Source organism: Roseibium sp. RP-7, assembly GCF_053005225.1.
Window position 1 is genome coordinate 685,195 of sequence record NZ_JBRKQA010000002.1, and the last position, 19,712, is coordinate 704,906.

Consider the following 19,712-nt stretch of genomic DNA (forward strand, 5'->3'; position numbering starts at 1 on the left):
CCCATTCAGATTTTTTCATCGACATTTTATCGATAAAATGTCAGCATAAATTCACTTGCTATCAAAACGCTAATTATCGGCATGGAATCGCGTGTTCCTTAAAGCCGGCAGCATCAGAGGGAAGATCATGACAGCCAAGTGGGATTTCTGGATCGACCGTGGCGGCACCTTTACCGACATCGTCGGCAGGTCACCGGACGGCACGCTGCATCCGCACAAGGTGCTCTCCGAAAATCCGGAAGCCTATCGTGATGCCGCCATTCAAGGCATCCGGGAATTGCTTGGTGTGGAAAAAGGCGCGACTATTCCCTCGGACAAGATCGCGACCGTAAAGATGGGCACGACCGTTGCCACCAATGCACTTCTGGAGCGCAAGGGTGAGCGAACAGCTCTGTTCATCACGAAAGGCTTTCGGGATGCGCTCGAGATCGGCTACCAGGCGCGACCGCATATTTTTGCCAAGGAAATCATAAAGCCTGAGCTGCTCTATGAGAGCGTCCACGAGATCGTCGAACGTGTCCGCGCCGATGGCGAACTGGAACTCGCTCTGGACGAAGGACAGGCCCGTAGTGCAATGCAGGCCGCATGGGATGACGGCATTCGCTCCATCGCAATCGTGCTGATGCACGCTTACGCCTATCCGGCCCATGAACAACTTCTGAAAAAGATTGCTGAAGACATAGGCTTCCCGCAGATCTCTGTGTCCCATGAAGTGTCACCGCTGATGAAGCTGGTGGGACGCGGCGACACCACTGTGGTCGACGCCTATCTGTCACCCATCCTGCGCCGCTATGTGAACCAGGTACAGGAAGAACTGGGCGAAGGTCCGCGGCTGATGTTCATGCAGTCTTCCGGAGGTCTCACCGCAGCCGATCTGTTCCAGGGCAAGGACGCAATCCTGTCCGGCCCGGCCGGAGGTGTTGTCGGAGCAGTCGAAACCTCACGCATGGCCGGTTTCGAAAAGATCATCGGTTTTGACATGGGCGGCACGTCTACAGACGTCTGTCACTACGACGGCGACTACGAACGCGCATTCGAAACGGAAGTCGCCGGTGTGCGCATGCGCGCTCCGATGATGATGATCCATACGGTTGCAGCTGGCGGCGGTTCGATCCTTCATTATGCCGACGGCCGCTTTCAGGTGGGCCCCGATTCAGCCGGGGCAAATCCGGGTCCGGCCTGTTACCGACGCGGCGGGCCTCTCACCGTTACAGACGCCAACCTGATGACAGGCAAACTGGCACCGGAATTCTTTCCGAAGATCTTTGGCCCGGACCAGGATCAGCCGCTTGACGGCGATGTAGTTCGCAAACGTTTCACTGATCTGGCTGTGCGCATTGGCGATGGACGCACCCCGGAAGATGTTGCAGACGGCTTTTTGAAAATCGCCGTCGAGAACATGGCCAATGCCATCAAGAAGATTTCGGTCCAACGCGGCTACGACGTGACCGAATACGCGTTGACCTGCTTCGGTGGCGCTGGTGGCCAGACCGGCTGCCGCGTTGCCGACAGTCTCGGCATGAAGACCGTCATTCTGCACCCGTTCTCGGGCATCCTGTCGGCATACGGCATGGGACTGGCCGATATCCGCGCAGACCGGCAACAGGCCGTCGTCAAGACACTTACGGACGACTTGATCCCTGAACTGCAGGCGCTTCGTGATCAGCTTGCCAGCCAGACGGAAGCAGAACTCGACAGGCAGTCGATCACTGCCGCCGCGCGCCGCACGACCGCAACCGCACACTTGCGTTACGACGGCACGGACACGCCGCTACCGGTCCCCCTCGGGTCCGTCTCTGAAATGCGGGCAGCCTTTGAGGATGCACACAAGAAACAATTCGGCTTTGCCTATGAAAAAAAGCCGGTCGTCGTTGAAGCCCTGGAAGTCGAAACGGCCGGTGGCGGCGCCGGTCTCACCGAGCCGGATCTGACATTGGCCACAGGGACGCCCTCCCCGGCAACCTCCACAAGCATTTACTCCGAAGGCACCTGGCACAAGGCCGGTATCTTCAAACGCGAAGTGCTGAAACCGGGCATGAAGGTGACCGGACCTGCGGTGATCATCGAACCACATGCCACGATCGCTGTTGAAGACGGCTGGCAGGCAGAGATCAATTCAAAGGATCACGTGATTCTGAAGCGTATCGTGCCGTTGAAACGCGCAGAAGCCATCGGAACGCACGCCGACCCGGTCATGCTCGAAGTGTTCAACAACCTGTTCATGTCTATTGCGGAACAGATGGGGGTCACCCTTCAGAACACCGCATACTCGGTCAACATCAAGGAACGTCTTGATTTCTCTTGTGCCGTCTTCGACGCAGACGGTGCCCTGGTTGCCAACGCACCACACATGCCGGTTCATCTGGGGTCCATGGACCGTTCGGTGGAAACGGTCATCAAGCTCAACAAGGGCAAGATCAAGCCGGGCGACGTGTTTGCATTGAACGCCCCGTACAACGGTGGCACGCACTTACCGGATATCACAGTTGTGTCGCCGGTCTTCGATGACGAAGGCAAGGAGATCCTTTTCTGGTCGGCGTCCCGTGGCCACCATGCTGATGTCGGCGGCTCTGCCCCAGGCTCCATGACGCCGCGCGCGACCAACGTAGACGAGGAAGGTGTTCTGTTCGACAACTTCAAGATCGTCGACGAAGGACGTTTCTGCGAACAGGAACTGGTTGAGCTTCTGACCAACCATCCCTACCCCGCCCGCAACCCGCATCAGAACGTCGCCGATTTGTCTGCACAGATCGCCGCAAACGAAAAGGGTATCCAGGAACTTCGGAAGATGGTCACCCACTTCGGACTGGACGTGGTCCAGGCTTATATGGGGCACGTCCAGGACAACGCGGAAGAAAGCGTTCGCCGCGTGATCGAAGCGCTGAAGGACTCCGAATACGAGTATCCGACTGACCAGGGCTCCGTGATCAAGGTCAAGATTACCGTCGACAAATCAAAGCGCGAGGCAACGGTCGACTTTACCGGGACCTCCGGCGTCAAGCCGAACAACTTCAATGCGCCGGAACCTGTGACCCGTGCGGCAATCCTTTATTGCTTCCGGGTGATGGTAGACGGCGACATTCCGATGAACGCCGGCTGTCTCAAACCGATCAACATCATCATCCCGGATGACTGCATGTTGCGGCCTTCCTATCCGGCTGCGGTCGTGGCGGGTAACGTGGAAACGTCCCAGCATGTCACCAATGCCGTCTTCGCAGCTCTTGGTGCCATGGCCAATGCTCAGGGAACGATGAACAACCTGACATTTGGCAACAACACGTATCAGTACTATGAAACCATCTGTTCCGGCTCGCCGGCAGGGCCTGGCTTCAATGGTACGGATGGTGTCCATACCCACATGACCAACTCCCGGCTAACCGACCCAGAAGTATTGGAGTTCCGTTTCCCGGTTCTCCTGGAGGATTTCCATATCCGCAAGGGGTCCGGTGGCAAAGGCAAGTGGTCAGCGGGTGACGGCACCAGGCGGACCTTGCGTTTCCTTGAGAAAATGGACTGCGCGATCCTGGCGTCTCATCGTACTGTTCCGCCGAAAGGATTGGACGGTGGCAGCGACGGTGAACTCGGCCGCACCGAAGTTCGGCGGCTGAATGGCGAGATCCAACAACTGGAGGGCTGTGATCAGACGGTTCTTGAGGCAGGAGAAGCGGTCACCGTTATCACGCCCACGGCGGGTGGTTGGGGTCACGCCTGAGCCAAATACTCGGTAGATCGAAGAAAAAGAACGGCCACCTGATTGGGTGGCCGTTCTTTTGTTATTTCGCTGCAGATATACACATCGTCACTTCTACCTATACGAGAATTATTCTTTCCCTCAGGGACAAAGTTTACCGTTTTTTCAATCTGAGTCCGCCTAAACTGACACAACCTCAACTCTGGCGCTGCCTATGGCGCTGAGAAACTCGGGCTTTTGAGAAATGTTTGCATCAAATCCCATTGCAACTTCGGTTGCGGCAAAAATTCTAGCACTGGTTGCCTTCCTCAGTCTTGGCCTGCTTGTTGTGGCCGCAGTTGCCATCGTTCAGATGGGAATGATCGGGAAGGAACTCCAAAACATTGCGGAAAAGGATATTCCACTCACGCAAGCAATCAGTCAGGTTGCCAATCATCAACTACAGCAGGCAGCGGTGATTGAACGGATCATGCGCGTCTCCGGCCTGACCTCCGGCGAAGATGCTGAATCAACCGCGGCCTTAAAATCCACTTTGGCCGCTCTGAACGAGCAGGTTTCCGATGAAATTCTGAAAGCGGAAGCACTCGCCCTTTCGGCACTGGAAAAGTCGGCATCCGATACGCAAAGGGACGAGTTTTCCCAAACGCTCGAACAGCTCAAACGCATCGAGAACGAGTACCAAACCTATTCTGCAGAAATAGCTGGTATCTTGGCGAAGATCGAACAGAACAACCTCTCCGATGCGAGCACCCTTCTCGTTGAGTTGGAAAAGGAACAGACCCGCCTCGACCATGAACTGGTGTCGCTACTCACCGAGATCGAGCGTTTTACGCAAACGGCAGCGTCATCTGCAGAAGAACACGAGAAACAGGCCTTTCAGCAAATCGCGATCACCGCGGCGCTGACTTTGATTTTGTGCCTTGTCGGCTCAGTCCTTTTCGCCAGATATCTGATTTCCCGTCCCTTGCACCAGGTCACCGCAGGCCTTCTGGAGCTCGCTAGAGGCAACACGGATGTGGAAGTCAATGTACGCACGAATGACGAAATCGGTCAGGTGGCAAGCGCATTCGAAACCTTCCGTGAAAACACGATCGAGATGAAGCGCCTGCAGGAACAGGCTCGCGAAGAAGAAATGCAGGCAGAAGCGGATCGTCGCGATACGAGATTGCGGTTGGCCGACGAGCTTGAAAGGCTCCTGATGACCAGCTGCGACACAGCGGTTTCTGCATTGAGTGAACTTGCGTCCGGTGCCGACGAATTGGCGCGCAACAGTCATGAGACCATTGAAAGGTCCAACACGGTTGCCGCTGCAGCCGAACAGGCCACAGCATCGGTCCAATCTGTTGCATCCGCGTCTGAGGAACTGGCGAGTTCAATTCACGAAATCAGCCGCCAGATTACACTCGCGAATTCCTCCACCTCTCGTACATCTGAACAGGCCGAAGTTTCCGGAGAGACAGTCGGAAAACTGTCTACATCGGCAGAGGAGATCACGGATGTCCTGAAACTGATCAGCGACATTGCTGCCCAGACCAATCTGCTGGCCTTGAACGCAACTATCGAAGCAGCGAGAGCTGGCGAAGCAGGCAAGGGATTTGCCGTCGTGGCTTCTGAAGTAAAGGCGCTAGCCACGCAAACCGGACAGGCAACCGATCAGATTGGTTCACAGCTGAGCGGTGTCCAGTCCGGGGCGGCAACCTGTTCTGATGCAATTACCACGGTTGTCAAAGCCATGATGGAAATTCGCGAACAGATTTCCGGAATTGCCTCTGCGATTGAAGAGCAAAACGCAGTTACGTCAGAAATAGCCAAAAACGCGCATCAGGTCGCGCAAGGCAGTGCCGACATTACCTTCAATATCTCCGAAGTGAACCAGGCAGCGCAGGTATCCGGCGACAGGGTGCAGGAAGTCGTGGGAGGCATTCAGAACATTTCCTCCCAGATAACGACAATTCGCGACGGGTTGGGCGATTTTCTCGGTCATCTGCGCGCAGCTTGACAACTGCTCGCCACGCTCACCGGAACACCTGCCAAAACGACTGACCGCTGCCCCGTGTCCGCAACGCGGACACGGGATCTGGAGCCACCCGGTTTCCAACTCCCGCTCCTACGGTTAATTCATGCAGACCAGATAATTCCAAAAGACCGATCTGTCGCTTGCCGGACCAATGCAAAGTTCGATACAGATCTTGTCGGGAACCCGTCTCTTCAAGATCTTCACATTGTTCATGGGAAATCTCAGCGATCCTTGCTCCACCAGGAGCAGAACGCGGTTGCGCGAGAGACCAAGCCCTTTTGCAAGGACCTTATCCAGACGAACCTGGACGTGATCCGAATTCAGGATTGTCAGCGCCACTTTGCAGGCATCTGCACAATCGCTGGCAACCATTCGTCGTTTCAGGCTGAAATCAGTGCCCCCCTTGCCTCCGCCTCTCTCTCTGGTGTTGCAGGCGAAGGCGCTCGCCACTCCCTCATCGTTCCGCTGCAAGGCTTCCATGAGTTCTGCCGAAAGGCTGCTCACGGCTCGACGTTCAAAAATGGCCCTGTTCCATCTGCTTCCACAGTCGTCGCAACGATAGATCAGCCAGGCGTCAAGCTGGCTTCCATTCGCGTTCAACCGGAATTTGCCCGTCGAACCAAAAGGTTTCACAAATCCGCATCGTTGGCAGGGACGCTTTATTCTAGGTGTCTGAGAACGGACAACGGACCATTCCATGTTCAATATAGACGACATTCCGTGGGTCTTCCTCGCACGGGAAGTCCGTCACAGGCAGTCGGGACGGCCGGACAGCGTCAGCTATCGGCACTCAGTCTGGCTGGAAGCTTTTTCGAAATGTATGCAGTGAACCGAAACAGGATCAGATGCGCATGGCCAAGCCACACCGGCCCCAATCCGCCGCCAGGACGAACAAAGTTCATGACGCATTCGAGCGAATGCATGGCGGGATCGATGACCGGTCAGAGTGTTGGCAAAACAAACGTCCAAATTGAAACAGATGAGCCTCGATAGCGCTTACGAAAATGACAAGCAAGCTCAACTTGGAGTTTCGACGAGACGTCGTTTGAATTGTGTTCAGGTGTTGCGCGCCTGCAAAGCCAGAGCGACCAGTGCAGGCCTCAGTTCAGAAGGATCTTCCAATGGATCTGCAAACCAGAGACGTTCAACCTTATCTCCAGCCACAAGATCAACGCCTTCGGGATCCAGACAGGCAAGCCGCCAATTGGCCTCTCCGGCCTTCAGCAAATTCTGCGCATAAAGTTTCACCGCATCCCTATGGTCTGCGTTCATATGCGCAACCGCTCCGGCTTCCATTGAAGACCAGTCACCAGGCGAACTAACTTTTGCCAATAAGTCCTCTTCCTCCAATTCAAAAGCCTTGCCAAAGCCTCCATTCAGGCTGGCCCTGGAGAGCTCCAACCTGAAAAAGGAAAAGTCTCCGAAATCGACATAAAGTTCGGCTTTGGGATGACGAGAGAGGTAACGGTTGCGCAACCGCTCATGATCCGAACTTCCTCTCGATATCTTCAGTGCCTTGCAGAAAAGAGAAATTCTCGGATGAGCGAGCGGATCGCCTTTTCCAGGTTCGCCCAACAATAGCGAACATGAAGGGTTCTCCAGAATTGCCGCCGTGTGTCCGGACAATGTACTTGTAAGGATGACAGGTGCACCATCCAAATCGGTCGCCACCGCAACCCGACTGGCAAGTGGATGCCGCGTTTCGGCTTCGAGCACCGCCAAAGCACCAAACCTCGCGGTTCTGATCAACTCCTTGGCCAATTTTCTGGCTTGATCATCAGTCGGCCGGATTACTGATTTCGGTTCTTTTTCCAGGCTCACGACCCCTCCAAGTTCTGTCTTCTGTCGGCGCAGACAAGTTGCATTCCACGGTTTTCGCCTTCACCCGAATTCTGAACGTCAGATGAACAGACATCTCAGAACCGGTTCAGGGCGCCTATGCGATTGTCTCACCATCAGATACGGCGCCAATCGAGAACAGCGCCTGCCTTTGGAGAAAACCAATGAAGACCATGAGCAAACGTCTTGTTGCCGCCGCCCTCACGGGCGCCCTTCTTTTGCCGACCTTCGCGGCTGCTGAAGCCGGCTCGCGCAACGGTTGGCGTGACCACCGTGGCGGCCACCACCATAACCAGAGACACAATAATCGAAATCATAACCGACACAAAAACAATGATAATCTTGGCGCGGCTGTCGCGGCAGGTGTCATCGGCCTCGCTGCAGGAGCAATTCTGCTGGGTGCGACCCGCCAGCCGAGCTACGCAGGCCCGCCGCCGGTAAATCACTACCCGCCGGCTCCCTATCCCGGTCGCGTCAACACGGCCATCGGTTATCAGCCGTGGAGCCCAGCCTGGTACCAGTACTGCTCTTCGAAATACCGGTCGTTCAACCCGTCGACCGGTACCTATACCACCTACCAGGGTGAACAGCGTTTCTGCCAATAAGCTTGCGCCCGCCTGGTGGTACTGAAGAACTCGTGGCAACAAACGACCGACCGGCCGAACCGGTCACCCGTTTGTTGTCATTCTTTTCAGAAGGGTCATGCTCCAAGGGAACTGAACAGCCTCGGTGGGCAAGTGCAACCAGGTTGTTTCGGTCTATCAGCCTGTTTGCATCAATCCGCCATGGTTTCAATTGAAGCGAAGCCTTCCGGCGCAGCACCGAAATCGAACGGCGTGTCGACTTCAATGACCTTGTCGGGATAAAATCCATTGAACCTTGTGCGAAGCGACAAGCTGTAGGCACCGATATGGCCAATCTCGATCCAGTCTCCCGTGTCGACTGTCTCCGGCAGCCAGAAAGGCCTGGAAAGAATATCAACGCTGTCGCAGGTTGCGCCGCAGACCTTGAAGGGAACAATCTTGTCGGGCTGACCAGCCCGTGTTTTGCGAGCCGGATCCGGAATGAAACGAGCCGGCAGCGTGATCTTTCCGGTCCAACTGTCGGAAAGAGACGCCCAGATGCCATCATTGATGTAAAGACGGCGCCCCTTTTTCAACAGTACTCTGACAATGAGAGAGATCGATCGGGCCACGATCACTCTGCCTGGCTCGGCGACAAGAGGCAGGTCATCAAATTGCCAATCAGCGATATCGGCTTTCAACTGCCCCATCAATTCCACGAGCGAGGGCATCTCAGGCGCTTTGCGGCGCGGATCGTGACCATAAACGGCCGGAAACCCTCCCCCGACATCAAGCTCCACAACGGGAACGCCAGCACGTGACCTGATCCAATCGGCAGAAGCCAGCGCTCGCTCATAGGTTTCCGGTTCTTCGATCTGGCTTCCAACGTGAAAACACAATCCGCATTTGAACCCGATACGGTCGATCCGTTGCAGCAACTCAACGGCGTGACCTGGAGCCGCGCCAAACTTCTTCGACAACTCGTAAGCAGCATGCCCCTTGGTGGCGATACGAACGAAGAGTGTGATCGTTCCAGGATCTATATCAAGGGCCCTAACAACACGCAGGATCTTCGCGACTTCGTCTTCGTGGTCGAGCGAAAGGGTTCGAATACCGTAGGTTTCCAAAGCTAGCCGAATGTCCGACTGTGCCTTGATAGGATGCATGTAAAGCATCTCAGCCTTCGGCGCTGCCTCTTTCACCGCGGCGAACTCTGCAGGCGATGCGACATCGAAACAACTGATCCCGGCCTTTGCCAGTGCCTCAAGGACAAATGGCTCACCATTCGTCTTGACCGCGTAAGCCGTCTTGCCGGGGAAGAGCGACTGGAATTGCTGTGCGTCATGCCTGAGCACGTCCGGCCGGAAACAATACACAGGCTGATCGGGACGAAGATCCAAGGCGGCGTCAATAGCTGTTTTATAACGTTCCATCAGTCCTTCCGGCGTTAGAAGTCATCGAATAGAAAGGAACAAGCTTGAGGCTGATTTGCAAGCCGGGATTGGGTTATTGGCAGATAATGTAATTACAGCTCTTGCCGTGGCATCCGATATCGAGATGGAAGTGAGACTTGTGATTTGGGTCTGCATCGGGGCCGAGAACGGTGGTGAACCTTTTACAGGCCGCCTTGTGTATGGCGGACAGGAAGCTTCCGCTCTGCGTGTTGCGCGCCCAATCCTTTTCAACTGAGATCTCAGTACCGTCACTTAATCGGAAGGCCACAATATCAATGGCTTTGCCAAGCGCATGTTCGGAGAGCTTTCCATCTGGAAGATTGTTTCGTCGGCGACACTGATATCCAGGGCCTGTGAGAAACTCGGACACTGGTTTCCCGAACTGTGCTTGTGCAATGGGCAAGACATCTTCAATCACCCACGCTGTAAGTGACGTCGCAAAACCGCACGATAGCGTGGCTTTCATCGGGAAGGTCACTTCGGCATCCTCGCCACGTAACCCAGAAAGGTTGACAGGTACGGTGATCCCGCATTCCTCATCAGCTTGATCCCCTTGCATGGGAGCAAGTTGTTCAAACGTAGCACCCGGAATATCGCAAGTTGCCGGTGTGGAGAATTCGCCCGCAGAAGCTTTTCTGCCACTGTCGTCCGGCCCTGCCAAAAGCTCTTCCGGAAGAGTAGCTGGTTTGATCGCCGGCACATCCACCCCCTCGATGAATTGCGAATTACCGAGGCCTGGAAGCGGCTTTTCCTGCGGCAATGGAGGATTTGCGTAAACATCCAAAGGCAGCAGGCAACACAACGCGAGAGCAGTACAAATCGACACGACGTTTAAGTGCATTCCCAACTCCGCACATTGTACTTGCCAGCGCCCCTCATGATTGATCAACGCTTGTCCTGCGTCTATGGTTGCATGACCCCAAAAGTGGATGGCTCCCCATGACTTTAGAACTCTTTTTCGCCTATGTGATTGCCACATTGATCGTCCTCGCCATCCCGGGTCCGACGATCATGCTTGTTGTCAGCTATGCTTTGACCCAGGGACGCAAGTCTGCGGTTGCCAGCGTATTGGGTGTTGGCTTGGGGGACGCGACAGCAGCTGCTGCGTCGCTGATGGGTCTCGGTGCCATTCTGGCGACGTCTGCAACAGCATTCACCGTGCTCAAATGGGTAGGGGCGATCTACCTGGTCTGGCTTGGTCTGAAAATGTGGAGAAGCCGGCCAACTGCACTTGGGCCGCATCAGGTTGCCGATGTTCCCCCCAGAAAAATATTCTGGCATGCATATGTGGTCACAGCGCTCAATCCAAAAGGCATTGTTTTCTTTATGGCTTTCCTGCCACACTTCATCGCACCTCACGCCCCAGTTGTCCCGCAGCTCACACTTCTGGGAACGACCTTCGTCGCATTGGGTGTTTTGAATGCAGCTGTTTACGCCTATGCAGCAGCAGCCCTCGGTCAAAAACTGAGAAGTCCTTCCCTGCTTAGACTGGTAAACAAGGTGGGCGGCGCATTCCTGATCTCCGCTGCGGCGATGACAGCAACATTGCAGAGATCTGCGAACTGAAAAAAATCAGCGACTTGATGCGAAGGGAATGTTCTTTTTCGACCGTACGGCTTCCGCTTCGGTTTTTTCTTCTTCAGTTTTCAAACCGAAATTAGCACCGGATTGCTTCAAGGTTTCGAGTGATCTCCGTGCGCCATCTTCACTAAGCGCTGCATAACGCTGGATGGCAGCATTCAGCTCCAATCCGCCAATGCGCAACCGCCTGGCCCTCATCGTGAGGATATCCTTGTAGGCTTCGGCCGTAACGCCGTTCGCCTTGCAAAGAATTATCAATGGCTTGTCGCTTGCGCTGAACAAGAGCTGGGATACCGCACTGGGCGGCAGATTGCTTACCTTAGCAAGCAACATCCCCAGCTCCGCTGTTCGATCCGAACGGGCGAACAAGGTCACGGCATCATCGATTTTGGTCTTCTTGCTGACCACGTCGCGGATCAATGCGTTGGATTGTTCACGAGCCTCTTCAAGCTTGTGCGCACGAGCGGCCACTTCGGTCGCGGCACGTTCAGCCAGGAGCTGAACAAGCGTGCTGTCGGCACCGAGTGCACTGACCCTTTCTTTCAACTCTTCTGTCAAGAAAGGCAGCAAGGCATGAGCAGCTGCGTCCGGCAAGTCGGTGCGGTTGATCAAGGCAGCCTGGATTGCTTCACTCGATCGGGCTTTTTCCACCAATTTCAGGAAGGATGCATCAGCGAACTCTGCACCCTGGTTTTCAGCGACTTTACTTAAAACCGCCGTATCCCCCCGATCCACCAATACAGTGGTAACTGCCTTGTCGACGGTTTCACGCCCGGCAATCGCCCCCAGATGCTCCATCGACGCAGAACATGCGATCTCGACCAGGTCTGCTGAGGTGAGTGCAGGTGAGTTTTCCAGAACAGGGCCGGCAACCGGAAATTCATCCTGTGCGAGCTTCACCATCAGTTCACGAGGAGCGTCTTTCTCCTTGCAAACTCGTTTGGACAGAATGATCCTGGTTTCTTCCTCCAGCTGTCCGAGAACTTTGAGAACAATGTCGCCAAATAGCAGGCTGATCTGCTCGTCACGGTCGTCACCGGAGTTCACGAACAGGTCCGTCAGCATGCTGACCAGGCTTTTGCGCCCTCCAGCACTTGTGTCCCTCGCCAGATCAGCAAGTTTTGCAAGATTGATCATCGACACTCCGGCGCGACAGTCGCGTAAGCCTCGACATTATCAGCAGGCCCTTAACATTAAGCTACCGTTGATCGCTGCATAAACTGGAGAAACGGCCAGCAGCAGGAAGGCCTCTCCACAAATAATTCGACGCGCCAAATAAATATCTGCAACCCTGGATCGCGTCTCCAGGACAAATTAGTTCTGTTTTTTCGCAAAAGGCAGTGAACGTTTCCAATCAAGGCTTTACTTAATGCTTCCTCAACAAACACAACCCTGGAATGCAATTCTCCGCTGCGCTGCAGCATCTTTTTTGCTTCGCTTCGGCATTATGCTGACTTAGTATCACCCCGTCAGAAAGAGGTAATCGGGAGCGGACATATGACCCTTGTACGGAACCTGAACATGATTGCCTTCCTAGCAGCCTTTGCGTTTTTGGCTGCAATTGTAGTTGGTGCAATCTGAACCAAACGGCAAGAAATCAAAGAAAACGAGCTGCGCCGAGCAGACAGCAGGACAATTCAACAAACAATTTTAGATTCCCGGCGTAGTCGGCTGCACCAGAAGGTGCAGCCGCCGAAGACGCTGTGCTGATTCCAGAATTGATCGCTCGTACGGGTGTCGAGGGTGAGAAATAGCGCCCGAACGTACTGGAGACTGGGCAATTGACGCAGCTGCCCAGACACAACCAAAAATTTTACTTCACAGGAAGCCAGTTGCATTCCGCAATTTCAAACGCTGGTATGTCTGGCCTAAACACAGGGTCCGCTCATGCGGCCAGCTCAATCGTTTGAGCCAGTGCTGCATCACGGTTTTCCGGTTCGATCATCAATTGATCTGCCGCGATCATTGTCACATCGGAGATACCGATAAAGCCAAGAATATGCTTCAGGTAATTTCCGGCAAAGTCGATCTCTGATCCTATTTTGGTTCCACCAGAGGCAATGATGACGTACGCCTTTTTACCCTGAAGCAGACCGACAGGTCCGTTCTCAGTGTACTGAAACGTCTCTCTTGCTCGCGCGATCATATCAACCCAGGCTTTTAGCGTAGCCGGAATAGAAAAGTTGTAAACAGGCGTCCCAATTACGATGGTGTCTGCCTCCTTCAATTCTCCAACAAGCGTGTCGGACAGAGCAAGCACCATTTTTTGTTCTGCACTTCGTGCAGCAGGATCTGTAAAAGTCGCGCCAATCCACTCTTCGCTCAGGAACGGTACCCCTTGGGAAACATCGCGAGTAAGGACTTTTGCATCTGGTGATTTTGCCAGCAAACGTGTCACGAAGGTCTGCCCGAGGTCACGCGTCACTGAACCGGCGGTACGTGCTGAGGCATTGACATGCAGAATTGATTTCAATGGTGAGGACATCTTGATCTCCAAAGTTTCAAAACCGGCATCGGCGTTTGTTCGTTAATTGGAGATAGTTTTGATATTTTCGAATAACTAGCATCAAAATGGTGAACAGTATGTCAAGTTAACGAACAATGCCTTTTTGAGAATTCAAGCCCCCCATCTAATTCCCGACAGAAGCTTGTAGAGGCCAGCCAGCGCCAACGCCCCTACTACGGTATTGATCACCTTGCCTTTGACGCTGGACGTTCCTTTGCGCAGATCACGCAGAAAATGCATGTCTTTCTGAGCTTCGATGGCGTTCTCGATGTCGACGCCGAGTGCCTTGAGCACTTCTTGAGCAGCCTCCCGGCCGCCTTCTTTGCCACCTTCACGGGCGATTTCCCGCATCTGATCTTCGTTCATTGCACGCCCCCTGCGTAGCCCTGTTTGATTTCGTCGAACCACCGGCTGCACCGCAACACGCGGGCATTGGCACGGCCAAGCGCCTGGTCTGTCCGGATCAGGGCAATGTCCAGCGGCTCCCCGACCCGAACGCCGGACGCTTCTTTCCGCCTGCAGTCCTCCGGATAGCCCGGCAACTCTTTCGAGGCTTCCACCTGCGCCGAGAGTGCGGCGGCAGTTCGCAACCGCTCGTCATTGGTTGCGCAAGCGCTCAAAAAAATCAGGCTGCAAAGTGCAGCCATCCCCAACGGTCGAAACATAGTGTTCCAACTCCTGTGCTGCGGCTTCCGCTTCCGCGTTGGCCTGATCGATAAGGGAGAGGAAACGCCGGCTTGCCCGTTCCGTGACAACCTTCCGGCGTTTCAGTTCATCAAGCTGCACCCGGGCTGCGGTCAATTCCGCGTCGGCCACATACTCGACAACGGCCCGGCGAACCGCGCTCGACTTGTCGACCTTGTGCCAAACAAAAAAGCCGCCCAGAACGGCGGCAATGGCGAGGGCAGCACACGCGGCGCGGCTTTGGAGTATCCAGGCGATCACCGGCATTACCTCAGCCCTTCCAGGCATAGCGAATGCTCGGCCGCACGGCGGTTTACAAGTCCCCGGATCGTCCGGCCGCCTGCCTTGTTGAACCATTTGGCTGCGTTACAGGCGCCGCGCACGTCCCCGGCATCGAGACGCTTGCGCGCAGTGGACCGGCAAAAGCCCCCTACCCCGATGTTGTAGGTGAGACTGACGAACGCGACATAGGACTTTGCGGGAATGGCATCCGGCCGCTTGAGGCACTTTCTCATTCCGGCTTCATGCCGCTGCAACGAGGCCAACAGCATTGCGTCACACTCGGCCTTTGTGTGCTTGTCCCCAAGCTTCACCCCGAGCGTTTCGCCGTAACAGACGGTTGGAACACCTACAACGTCCCGGTATGCCGTCAGGCGCAGACCTTCCCAGGCACCGACCAGCGCGATCGCAGTCGCGCCTATGCCGCCGACAAGGCGGGTTTTACGTCCCATCTTTCATGTTCCTTTGTGCGAGAAGCCGGGCCACGAACGCGGCCGACACGGTGAACGCCGACAGGGCAGCGAGTAAGCCCGGCGCAATGAAGTCGCCCAGAAAGGGCAACGCCACTTCCGCGCCAGAGAGCAGCGCAGCAAGCAGCATAAGGCGCACGCTCCAAGCCCTTTGCAGGACCGCGCGCCAGTCTGAAACCAGTTTCATTGGACTGCCTTTCAGGCATACAAAAACCGCCTCAAGGGCAGTGCGTGTTTCGGTCGGTTTGGCCGAGTTTATTCAGACGCAGGCGGAACCCATTCCGGAATGAACCCGCCGGAGTTTCGCCAGGCCTGCGCTGCTTGGATTACCTTAATGCTCCACCCGAAGTTTTCGCCTGGCCGCAAGCCGGTTTCGAGTGTTTCCGTGTACCCATTTGCGTGTTGCACATCATAGGAGCACGCGCCGACGATCTTGGACATATCGGTTAGATTGTGGTCGGTTTCGTGGCTTGGAAAGAAGCCATGGAAATTGGTGATGACGGTTGTCTTGACGTTGATTTCTGTCATTCCTTTTCCTCACGCGACACGCTGATAGATGGCGACAGCACCGGCTTGCCCTCGGCATCGCCACGTGCCCGATAAGCCGGAAGATCTGTTACCGTCCGAACTGTCGGCATAGCCCGTTGATGCTGTGTGCAAATAGCAGGCTCGTGAAGCGTTTCTGTTGATCCCGGCGGGTGCAGATGCCCAGATGATGTGCCCAATTGGAAAGATGGTTTCGTTTACATTTGAGCCGTCGTAGACCATCCCAACCTTATGAAACCCACCGTCGTTCTCTTCTGCGACGAGAGCGTTGGCGCTGTCATCCCAGCCAAAGTACCTGTCCGTATTGCTGTTCGCGTCTCGGAAAATCAGCCAGTTATCACCGGCCCCGGCACGGCCAAGATAAATATGGTTGTTCGACAGAAGCTGCCCGGTTGCCGTGAGGTTGCCATTTATCGTCCCGCTTACATCAGACCGCAGAAGCTGGCCCGACGTCAGACCGCCGACGGTCCCAGCGTCGTAGCTGGTTGAACCTTGTGGCCCTTCCGGACCCGTTGCACCAACCGGACCCACATCACCCTTGGCAGCAAGCAGGCCCCAATCATCCGGAGATACACTCGGGTTCTGACCGATATTCACCCTCAACGAGATATACGAAGATCCGTTGTAGGTGACCGTTTCGTCAGAATTGTAAGTGTCGCCAGAAGACCAGAAGCCGCGATAGATCAACCCGGGATCGCCCTGCGGGCCTTGCGGACCTTCCGCACCCGTCGACCCCTGCGCACCGGTATCACCTTTCGAGCCTTGGATGCCTTCCGGACCTTGCACGCCCTGCGGGCCTTCCGGACCCTGAATGCCCTGCAAGCCGCGTTCTCCTTTGGCGGTGACAATGTCCCATTCGCCCGCAGCATCTTCCGGAGTAACGCCGGTATGAGCCGCCACGCAGATGAAGTAAGACCCGTCATGGCTGACCGTATCCCGCTCAACGTAAGCGGTTGCCACGTTCCACGTTCCACGGTGGTTCAGCCCGACCGGACCGGCCGGGCCTTGAATGCCCTGCGGCCCCTGCAAACCCTGCGGCCCGCGCCCGAAGTTGACGCCCGTCGACCAGGCGCCGGCCGCATTGGAGAGCTTCCAATAAACAATCCCCGCCTCGGTATCGAGAAAGGACGTGTCTTTCGGTTCGGCGTCATAGGCTGCACGGTCGGCCGTCAGGCCGGTGTAATCCGGGTCGAATGACTTGCCAATCGGTCCCTCGGGACCCTGCGGGCCTTGCGGTCCAATCGGTCCTTGCGAGCCAGTCGGACCGGATGGCCCTTCAGGACCACGCGGGCCTTCCGGACCTTGATAGCCGGTTGGGCCTCGCGGACCTTCATAGCCGAGCGGGCCGCGTTCCCCCTGTGGTCCCTGCGGACCCGCAGGACCTTGCGGACCGGCCGGACCCGTGGGGCCTTGGTTGCCGACCGGGCCTTTCGGCCCTTGCGCGCCTGGTAGCGAGGCGATTTCAAGAACCTGCTGCAGCGTCGGCAAGTCCTGATTGTCGGCCGCATCAAGCGCGTTGATCATCCGCCGGCCTTTCAGGTCAAAGCCACCGTTGAACTCGATCAGCGCCCGAGTGGCGACCGACTGCATGTTGATCGCCGTCCGGTCCATGGCGCGTTCCATGACCGCCGGGTCAATCTCTCCGCCTGCCAGGCTGTAAGGCTGATCGTATTTGCTCACCAGCAAAACCGTCAGCGTTTCCCCTGCCTGCAATGCGCTGGCGTCAAAGAGCACGGTACCGGTGCCGAAGTTGCCGCCGGTAAAGTGCCAGTTGCCCGGGCTTTGCTGATACTGCCAAACGGTAATCACGCCGGTTGTTGTCCGGTGCGATACCTGCAGGTTGTTCTGGTCGACAAACTGGAATGGCAAGTCGACACGATCCGTCACGCCGTCGCCCGTGATCTGGGCGCGGCCTTCGGTCAAGGCTGCTACTGTCATGGAGTTCCCTGGTAAAATTTGAGATCAGAAATTGAGCCACGGTCACATTGGCGGCTCGAAAAGGCTCTCGCCGGATTGAACCTGTTGCGCTTATCCGCCAGATCCTTCTGGAATTCTTGTATCTGCAGGTGTCAGCAACTCTTTCAAGGTCTGGCTGCCGAGGTCTTTCCTTTCCCAATCAGGAAACTGCCGGTCAAAAGCCGCTTCCAGACTATGCCCTGAACGAGGGTCATTGCCTTTCGCCAGCGTCTCCGCGGCTTCCTCCGGACTCAGCCCATAGCCTTTTGTCAAAAGGGTCCACTTTTCAAACCTGTCGACAAGATTGCGTTCTCTTTTTGCCAACACCGCCGACTGCGGTGCCAACGCCAGAACCTTTGTGAGGTTTTCGTATGCTCGTAAAATGACCTCGGGTTCGTTGCTCCGAGTTCCCTTGCTCAAAGCGGCGGCATAACTCTCCGGAACAACGCCCTTCGTTTCCACAATCTTGAGTGCAAGTGTGTCCCGGTCGATTTCGCCATTATCCAGAAAGGTGAACGCCCGGTCTGCGTTCTTCTGGCGCTGCGGTCCCCGATCCCCTTCTTCAGAAGACAAGAGCCAGTTCGCAGCTTCAATGTTCGCGATATGCTCCTTTTTTGCGACTTCAAGCTGGCCGATCAGTCGTGTTTTCTGCCTTGGGTCGAGCAAGCCGTTTGCTTCGATCTCGGATTTGTCGAACTGGCCAAAACTCGCCTCGATGCGGCGTTCGATCTTGCCAACTTCCCCAGCAGCAATCGCCGCTCTGCTTTTAACGGCATTTACCTGCATTCGGCCCAGTGTTTCACCAGGCAGCAGTTTCAGCCGCTCTGCCAGAACCTGGCTTTCGTCCGCAAACGCCTCCGGCCCGTCGGGGCCATTGACGGCCTCACCCACCTGGTCGAGCTCATTTCCTAAACCTTCCGGTCCTGCAAACTCTCGCCTTGCAAGTTCGTCGCCTATTGCTGGTAGCAGTTCTTCAAGCGGTCTTGTCTTCGCCCACGCCTCTGCCAGTGTCTCGCTTATTTTCGCATAGGCTGCCTTTTTGCCTACGGCCGGCAAGGGAGCAGCCGACAGCAACGTTCTTGCCTGTTCGAATGCTTCTTCGAGACCATCCGGGTTCTCGCGCACCTCTGATGCCAGCCGGATGCCTTCTTCTTCCAAACCCTGCTGGAAATAGCGTTCGTTTTCTCCCGCCTCAATTGCAGCAAAGCCGTTGATATAGCGGTCGCGCTGCGCCTCCACGTGGCGGTTGAACGCATCTCTTGAACCTGCAGGCAGTTCCTTGAGCGCCTGCTCTCTAGACTTTTCAAGATGAGCCATCATGGCCTCGGTGAAGCCGAAGCCGCCTGGTTGCGCCTGCCGCTGTTCCTCCGCAGCCCTTTCCTTCAACCTGGCGTCAAATTCCCGTTGAGCCATTTGAACTTGAAAGTCCTCAATTCGCCTGCGTCTTTGAGCAGCAGTCTCGGCAAGATCACCGAAAGCCCCTGCCGAACGGCGGATTTGTTGTCCCAGCCCTGCCGCAGCTTCTCCAACCGCGGTGTCAGCGACAACTTGCGGACTACCAACGCCCGGAAGGCTGTCGGCACCATTGAATTTCTGCAATCTCGCCATTGTCAGAACCGTTTTGTCTCTAGAATTTGAAAGCACCGTTGTAGGCAGCATTGCCAAGCGTCGTGAAAGCCTGAGTAACACCACCAAGCATGGCGCCGGTGGCGCTGATACGCCCCGCGCGGCGGCTCGAATGTGCCCGCTCCCGGGCCGTTTTCGCCTCGAAGGTCAGATTGTCCCGCTTGCCTTCCGCGCCATACCGAATTGCCTCGATGCTTTGTGCCGCTTCAAAGGCATTGTCGTCCGCAACGTCAGTCAGCGAACCGGTTTGCGATAGCCCGCGTTCGGCTCCGGCAGCCCGGTTGAAGCCGAGTGCTCTTTCGTATTTGTCCAGGGTCCGTTTTCGCTCAAAAGAAGCCTGGGTCTGGTTAACCGCCTTCTGGCGGTCGGCCAGTTCTGCACGGCGCTCTTCCGCCTTTGCCTGGGCATCTGCCTGCTGGCGCGCGCCCTGCGCTTGCACGGCGCCGCCGGCCAGCGATCCCGCAACGGAGACCGCAGCCAATATTGCTGGGTGACACATG

General features: G+C 55.9%; 19 protein-coding genes. 4 read left to right on the forward strand and 15 right to left on the reverse strand.

Translation table 11 applies throughout. The features are described from left to right. Positions 1-127: 127 nt before the first annotated feature. Entirely contained in the window at positions 128-3,712 is a 3,585-nt protein-coding gene (locus ACVDG9_RS17855; protein WP_055656718.1) for a hydantoinase B/oxoprolinase family protein, read from the forward strand. Positions 3,713-3,935: 223 nt separating this feature from the next. Continuing rightward, a complete protein-coding gene (locus ACVDG9_RS17860) occupies positions 3,936-5,690 on the forward strand; it encodes a methyl-accepting chemotaxis protein (RefSeq protein ID WP_447238597.1) in 1,755 nt (584 codons plus the stop codon). 114 nt (positions 5,691-5,804) lie between these two features. Here the strand turns inward: ACVDG9_RS17860 and ACVDG9_RS17865 are convergent, their stop codons facing one another. Next, positions 5,805-6,341, reverse strand: coding sequence for a DUF1062 domain-containing protein (locus ACVDG9_RS17865; RefSeq protein ID WP_447238598.1), 537 nt, complete (start codon positions 6,339-6,341; stop codon positions 5,805-5,807). A 423-nt stretch (positions 6,342-6,764) separates the two neighbouring features. Next, positions 6,765-7,529, reverse strand: a complete 765-nt coding sequence (locus tag ACVDG9_RS17870) for a HugZ family pyridoxamine 5'-phosphate oxidase (RefSeq protein WP_447238599.1) — start codon at positions 7,527-7,529, stop codon at positions 6,765-6,767. 182 nt (positions 7,530-7,711) lie between these two features. Between ACVDG9_RS17870 and ACVDG9_RS17875 the strand changes: the two genes are divergently transcribed. Continuing rightward, positions 7,712-8,152 carry a BA14K family protein gene (locus ACVDG9_RS17875; protein ID WP_062488097.1) on the forward strand — a complete coding sequence of 147 codons (441 nt, stop codon included), beginning with the start codon at positions 7,712-7,714 and terminating at the stop codon, positions 8,150-8,152. 170 nt (positions 8,153-8,322) lie between these two features. On the opposite strand, the gene ACVDG9_RS17880 is transcribed toward ACVDG9_RS17875, so the two are convergent. Then, positions 8,323-9,543 (reverse strand): alanine racemase, encoded by a 1,221-nt coding sequence (locus ACVDG9_RS17880; protein WP_055655505.1) that lies wholly within the window; start codon positions 9,541-9,543, stop codon positions 8,323-8,325. Positions 9,544-9,616: 73 nt separating this feature from the next. Next, positions 9,617-10,405: an extensin-like domain-containing protein gene (locus tag ACVDG9_RS17885; RefSeq protein ID WP_447238600.1), complete on the reverse strand. Its 789-nt coding sequence runs from the start codon at positions 10,403-10,405 to the stop codon at positions 9,617-9,619. Positions 10,406-10,503: 98 nt separating this feature from the next. On the opposite strand from ACVDG9_RS17885, the gene ACVDG9_RS17890 reads away from it, so the two are divergent. Next, entirely contained in the window at positions 10,504-11,130 is a 627-nt protein-coding gene (locus tag ACVDG9_RS17890; protein WP_152505981.1) for a LysE family translocator, read from the forward strand. A 6-nt stretch (positions 11,131-11,136) separates the two neighbouring features. Here the strand turns inward: ACVDG9_RS17890 and ACVDG9_RS17895 are convergent, their stop codons facing one another. The 11 genes from ACVDG9_RS17895 to ACVDG9_RS17945 all read right to left on the reverse strand — a co-directional run bounded on the left by ACVDG9_RS17895 (position 11,137) and on the right by ACVDG9_RS17945 (position 19,711). Beyond that, complete coding sequence (locus ACVDG9_RS17895) at positions 11,137-12,282, reverse strand: DUF2336 domain-containing protein (protein ID WP_055655513.1); 1,146 nt, start codon at positions 12,280-12,282, stop codon at positions 11,137-11,139. A gap of 748 nt (positions 12,283-13,030) precedes the next feature. Beyond that, complete coding sequence (locus tag ACVDG9_RS17900; protein WP_031269103.1) at positions 13,031-13,630, reverse strand: FMN-dependent NADH-azoreductase; 600 nt, start codon at positions 13,628-13,630, stop codon at positions 13,031-13,033. Positions 13,631-13,762: 132 nt separating this feature from the next. Continuing rightward, a complete protein-coding gene (locus tag ACVDG9_RS17905; protein ID WP_447238601.1) occupies positions 13,763-14,017 on the reverse strand; it encodes a hypothetical protein in 255 nt (84 codons plus the stop codon). Next, the gene (locus ACVDG9_RS17910; RefSeq protein ID WP_447238602.1) at positions 14,014-14,241 is read right to left on the reverse strand and encodes a hypothetical protein; all 228 of its coding nucleotides are present in this window, start codon (positions 14,239-14,241) and stop codon (positions 14,014-14,016) included. The genes ACVDG9_RS17905 and ACVDG9_RS17910 overlap by 4 nt, the downstream gene beginning before the upstream one ends. A 7-nt stretch (positions 14,242-14,248) precedes the next feature. Further along, positions 14,249-14,602: a hypothetical protein gene (locus ACVDG9_RS17915; RefSeq protein ID WP_447238603.1), complete on the reverse strand. Its 354-nt coding sequence runs from the start codon at positions 14,600-14,602 to the stop codon at positions 14,249-14,251. Then, positions 14,602-15,066 (reverse strand): lysozyme, encoded by a 465-nt coding sequence (locus tag ACVDG9_RS17920; protein ID WP_168684597.1) that lies wholly within the window; start codon positions 15,064-15,066, stop codon positions 14,602-14,604. Before ACVDG9_RS17920 ends, ACVDG9_RS17915 begins: the two co-directional genes overlap by 1 nt. Continuing rightward, positions 15,056-15,271 carry a DUF7940 domain-containing protein gene (locus ACVDG9_RS17925; RefSeq protein WP_168684599.1) on the reverse strand — a complete coding sequence of 72 codons (216 nt, stop codon included), beginning with the start codon at positions 15,269-15,271 and terminating at the stop codon, positions 15,056-15,058. The genes ACVDG9_RS17920 and ACVDG9_RS17925 overlap by 11 nt, the downstream gene beginning before the upstream one ends. A gap of 68 nt (positions 15,272-15,339) precedes the next feature. Next, the gene (locus ACVDG9_RS17930; RefSeq protein ID WP_168684601.1) at positions 15,340-15,612 is read right to left on the reverse strand and encodes a hypothetical protein; all 273 of its coding nucleotides are present in this window, start codon (positions 15,610-15,612) and stop codon (positions 15,340-15,342) included. Between the two features lie 9 nt (positions 15,613-15,621). Next, complete coding sequence (locus ACVDG9_RS17935) at positions 15,622-17,568, reverse strand: collagen-like domain-containing protein (protein ID WP_447238604.1); 1,947 nt, start codon at positions 17,566-17,568, stop codon at positions 15,622-15,624. 90 nt (positions 17,569-17,658) lie between these two features. Next, positions 17,659-19,281, reverse strand: coding sequence for a hypothetical protein (locus ACVDG9_RS17940; protein WP_447238605.1), 1,623 nt, complete (start codon positions 19,279-19,281; stop codon positions 17,659-17,661). Next, positions 19,214-19,711 (reverse strand): virion core protein, T7 gp14 family, encoded by a 498-nt coding sequence (locus ACVDG9_RS17945; RefSeq protein ID WP_447238606.1) that lies wholly within the window; start codon positions 19,709-19,711, stop codon positions 19,214-19,216. The genes ACVDG9_RS17940 and ACVDG9_RS17945 overlap by 68 nt, the downstream gene beginning before the upstream one ends. Between the last annotated feature and the right edge of the window lies 1 nt (position 19,712).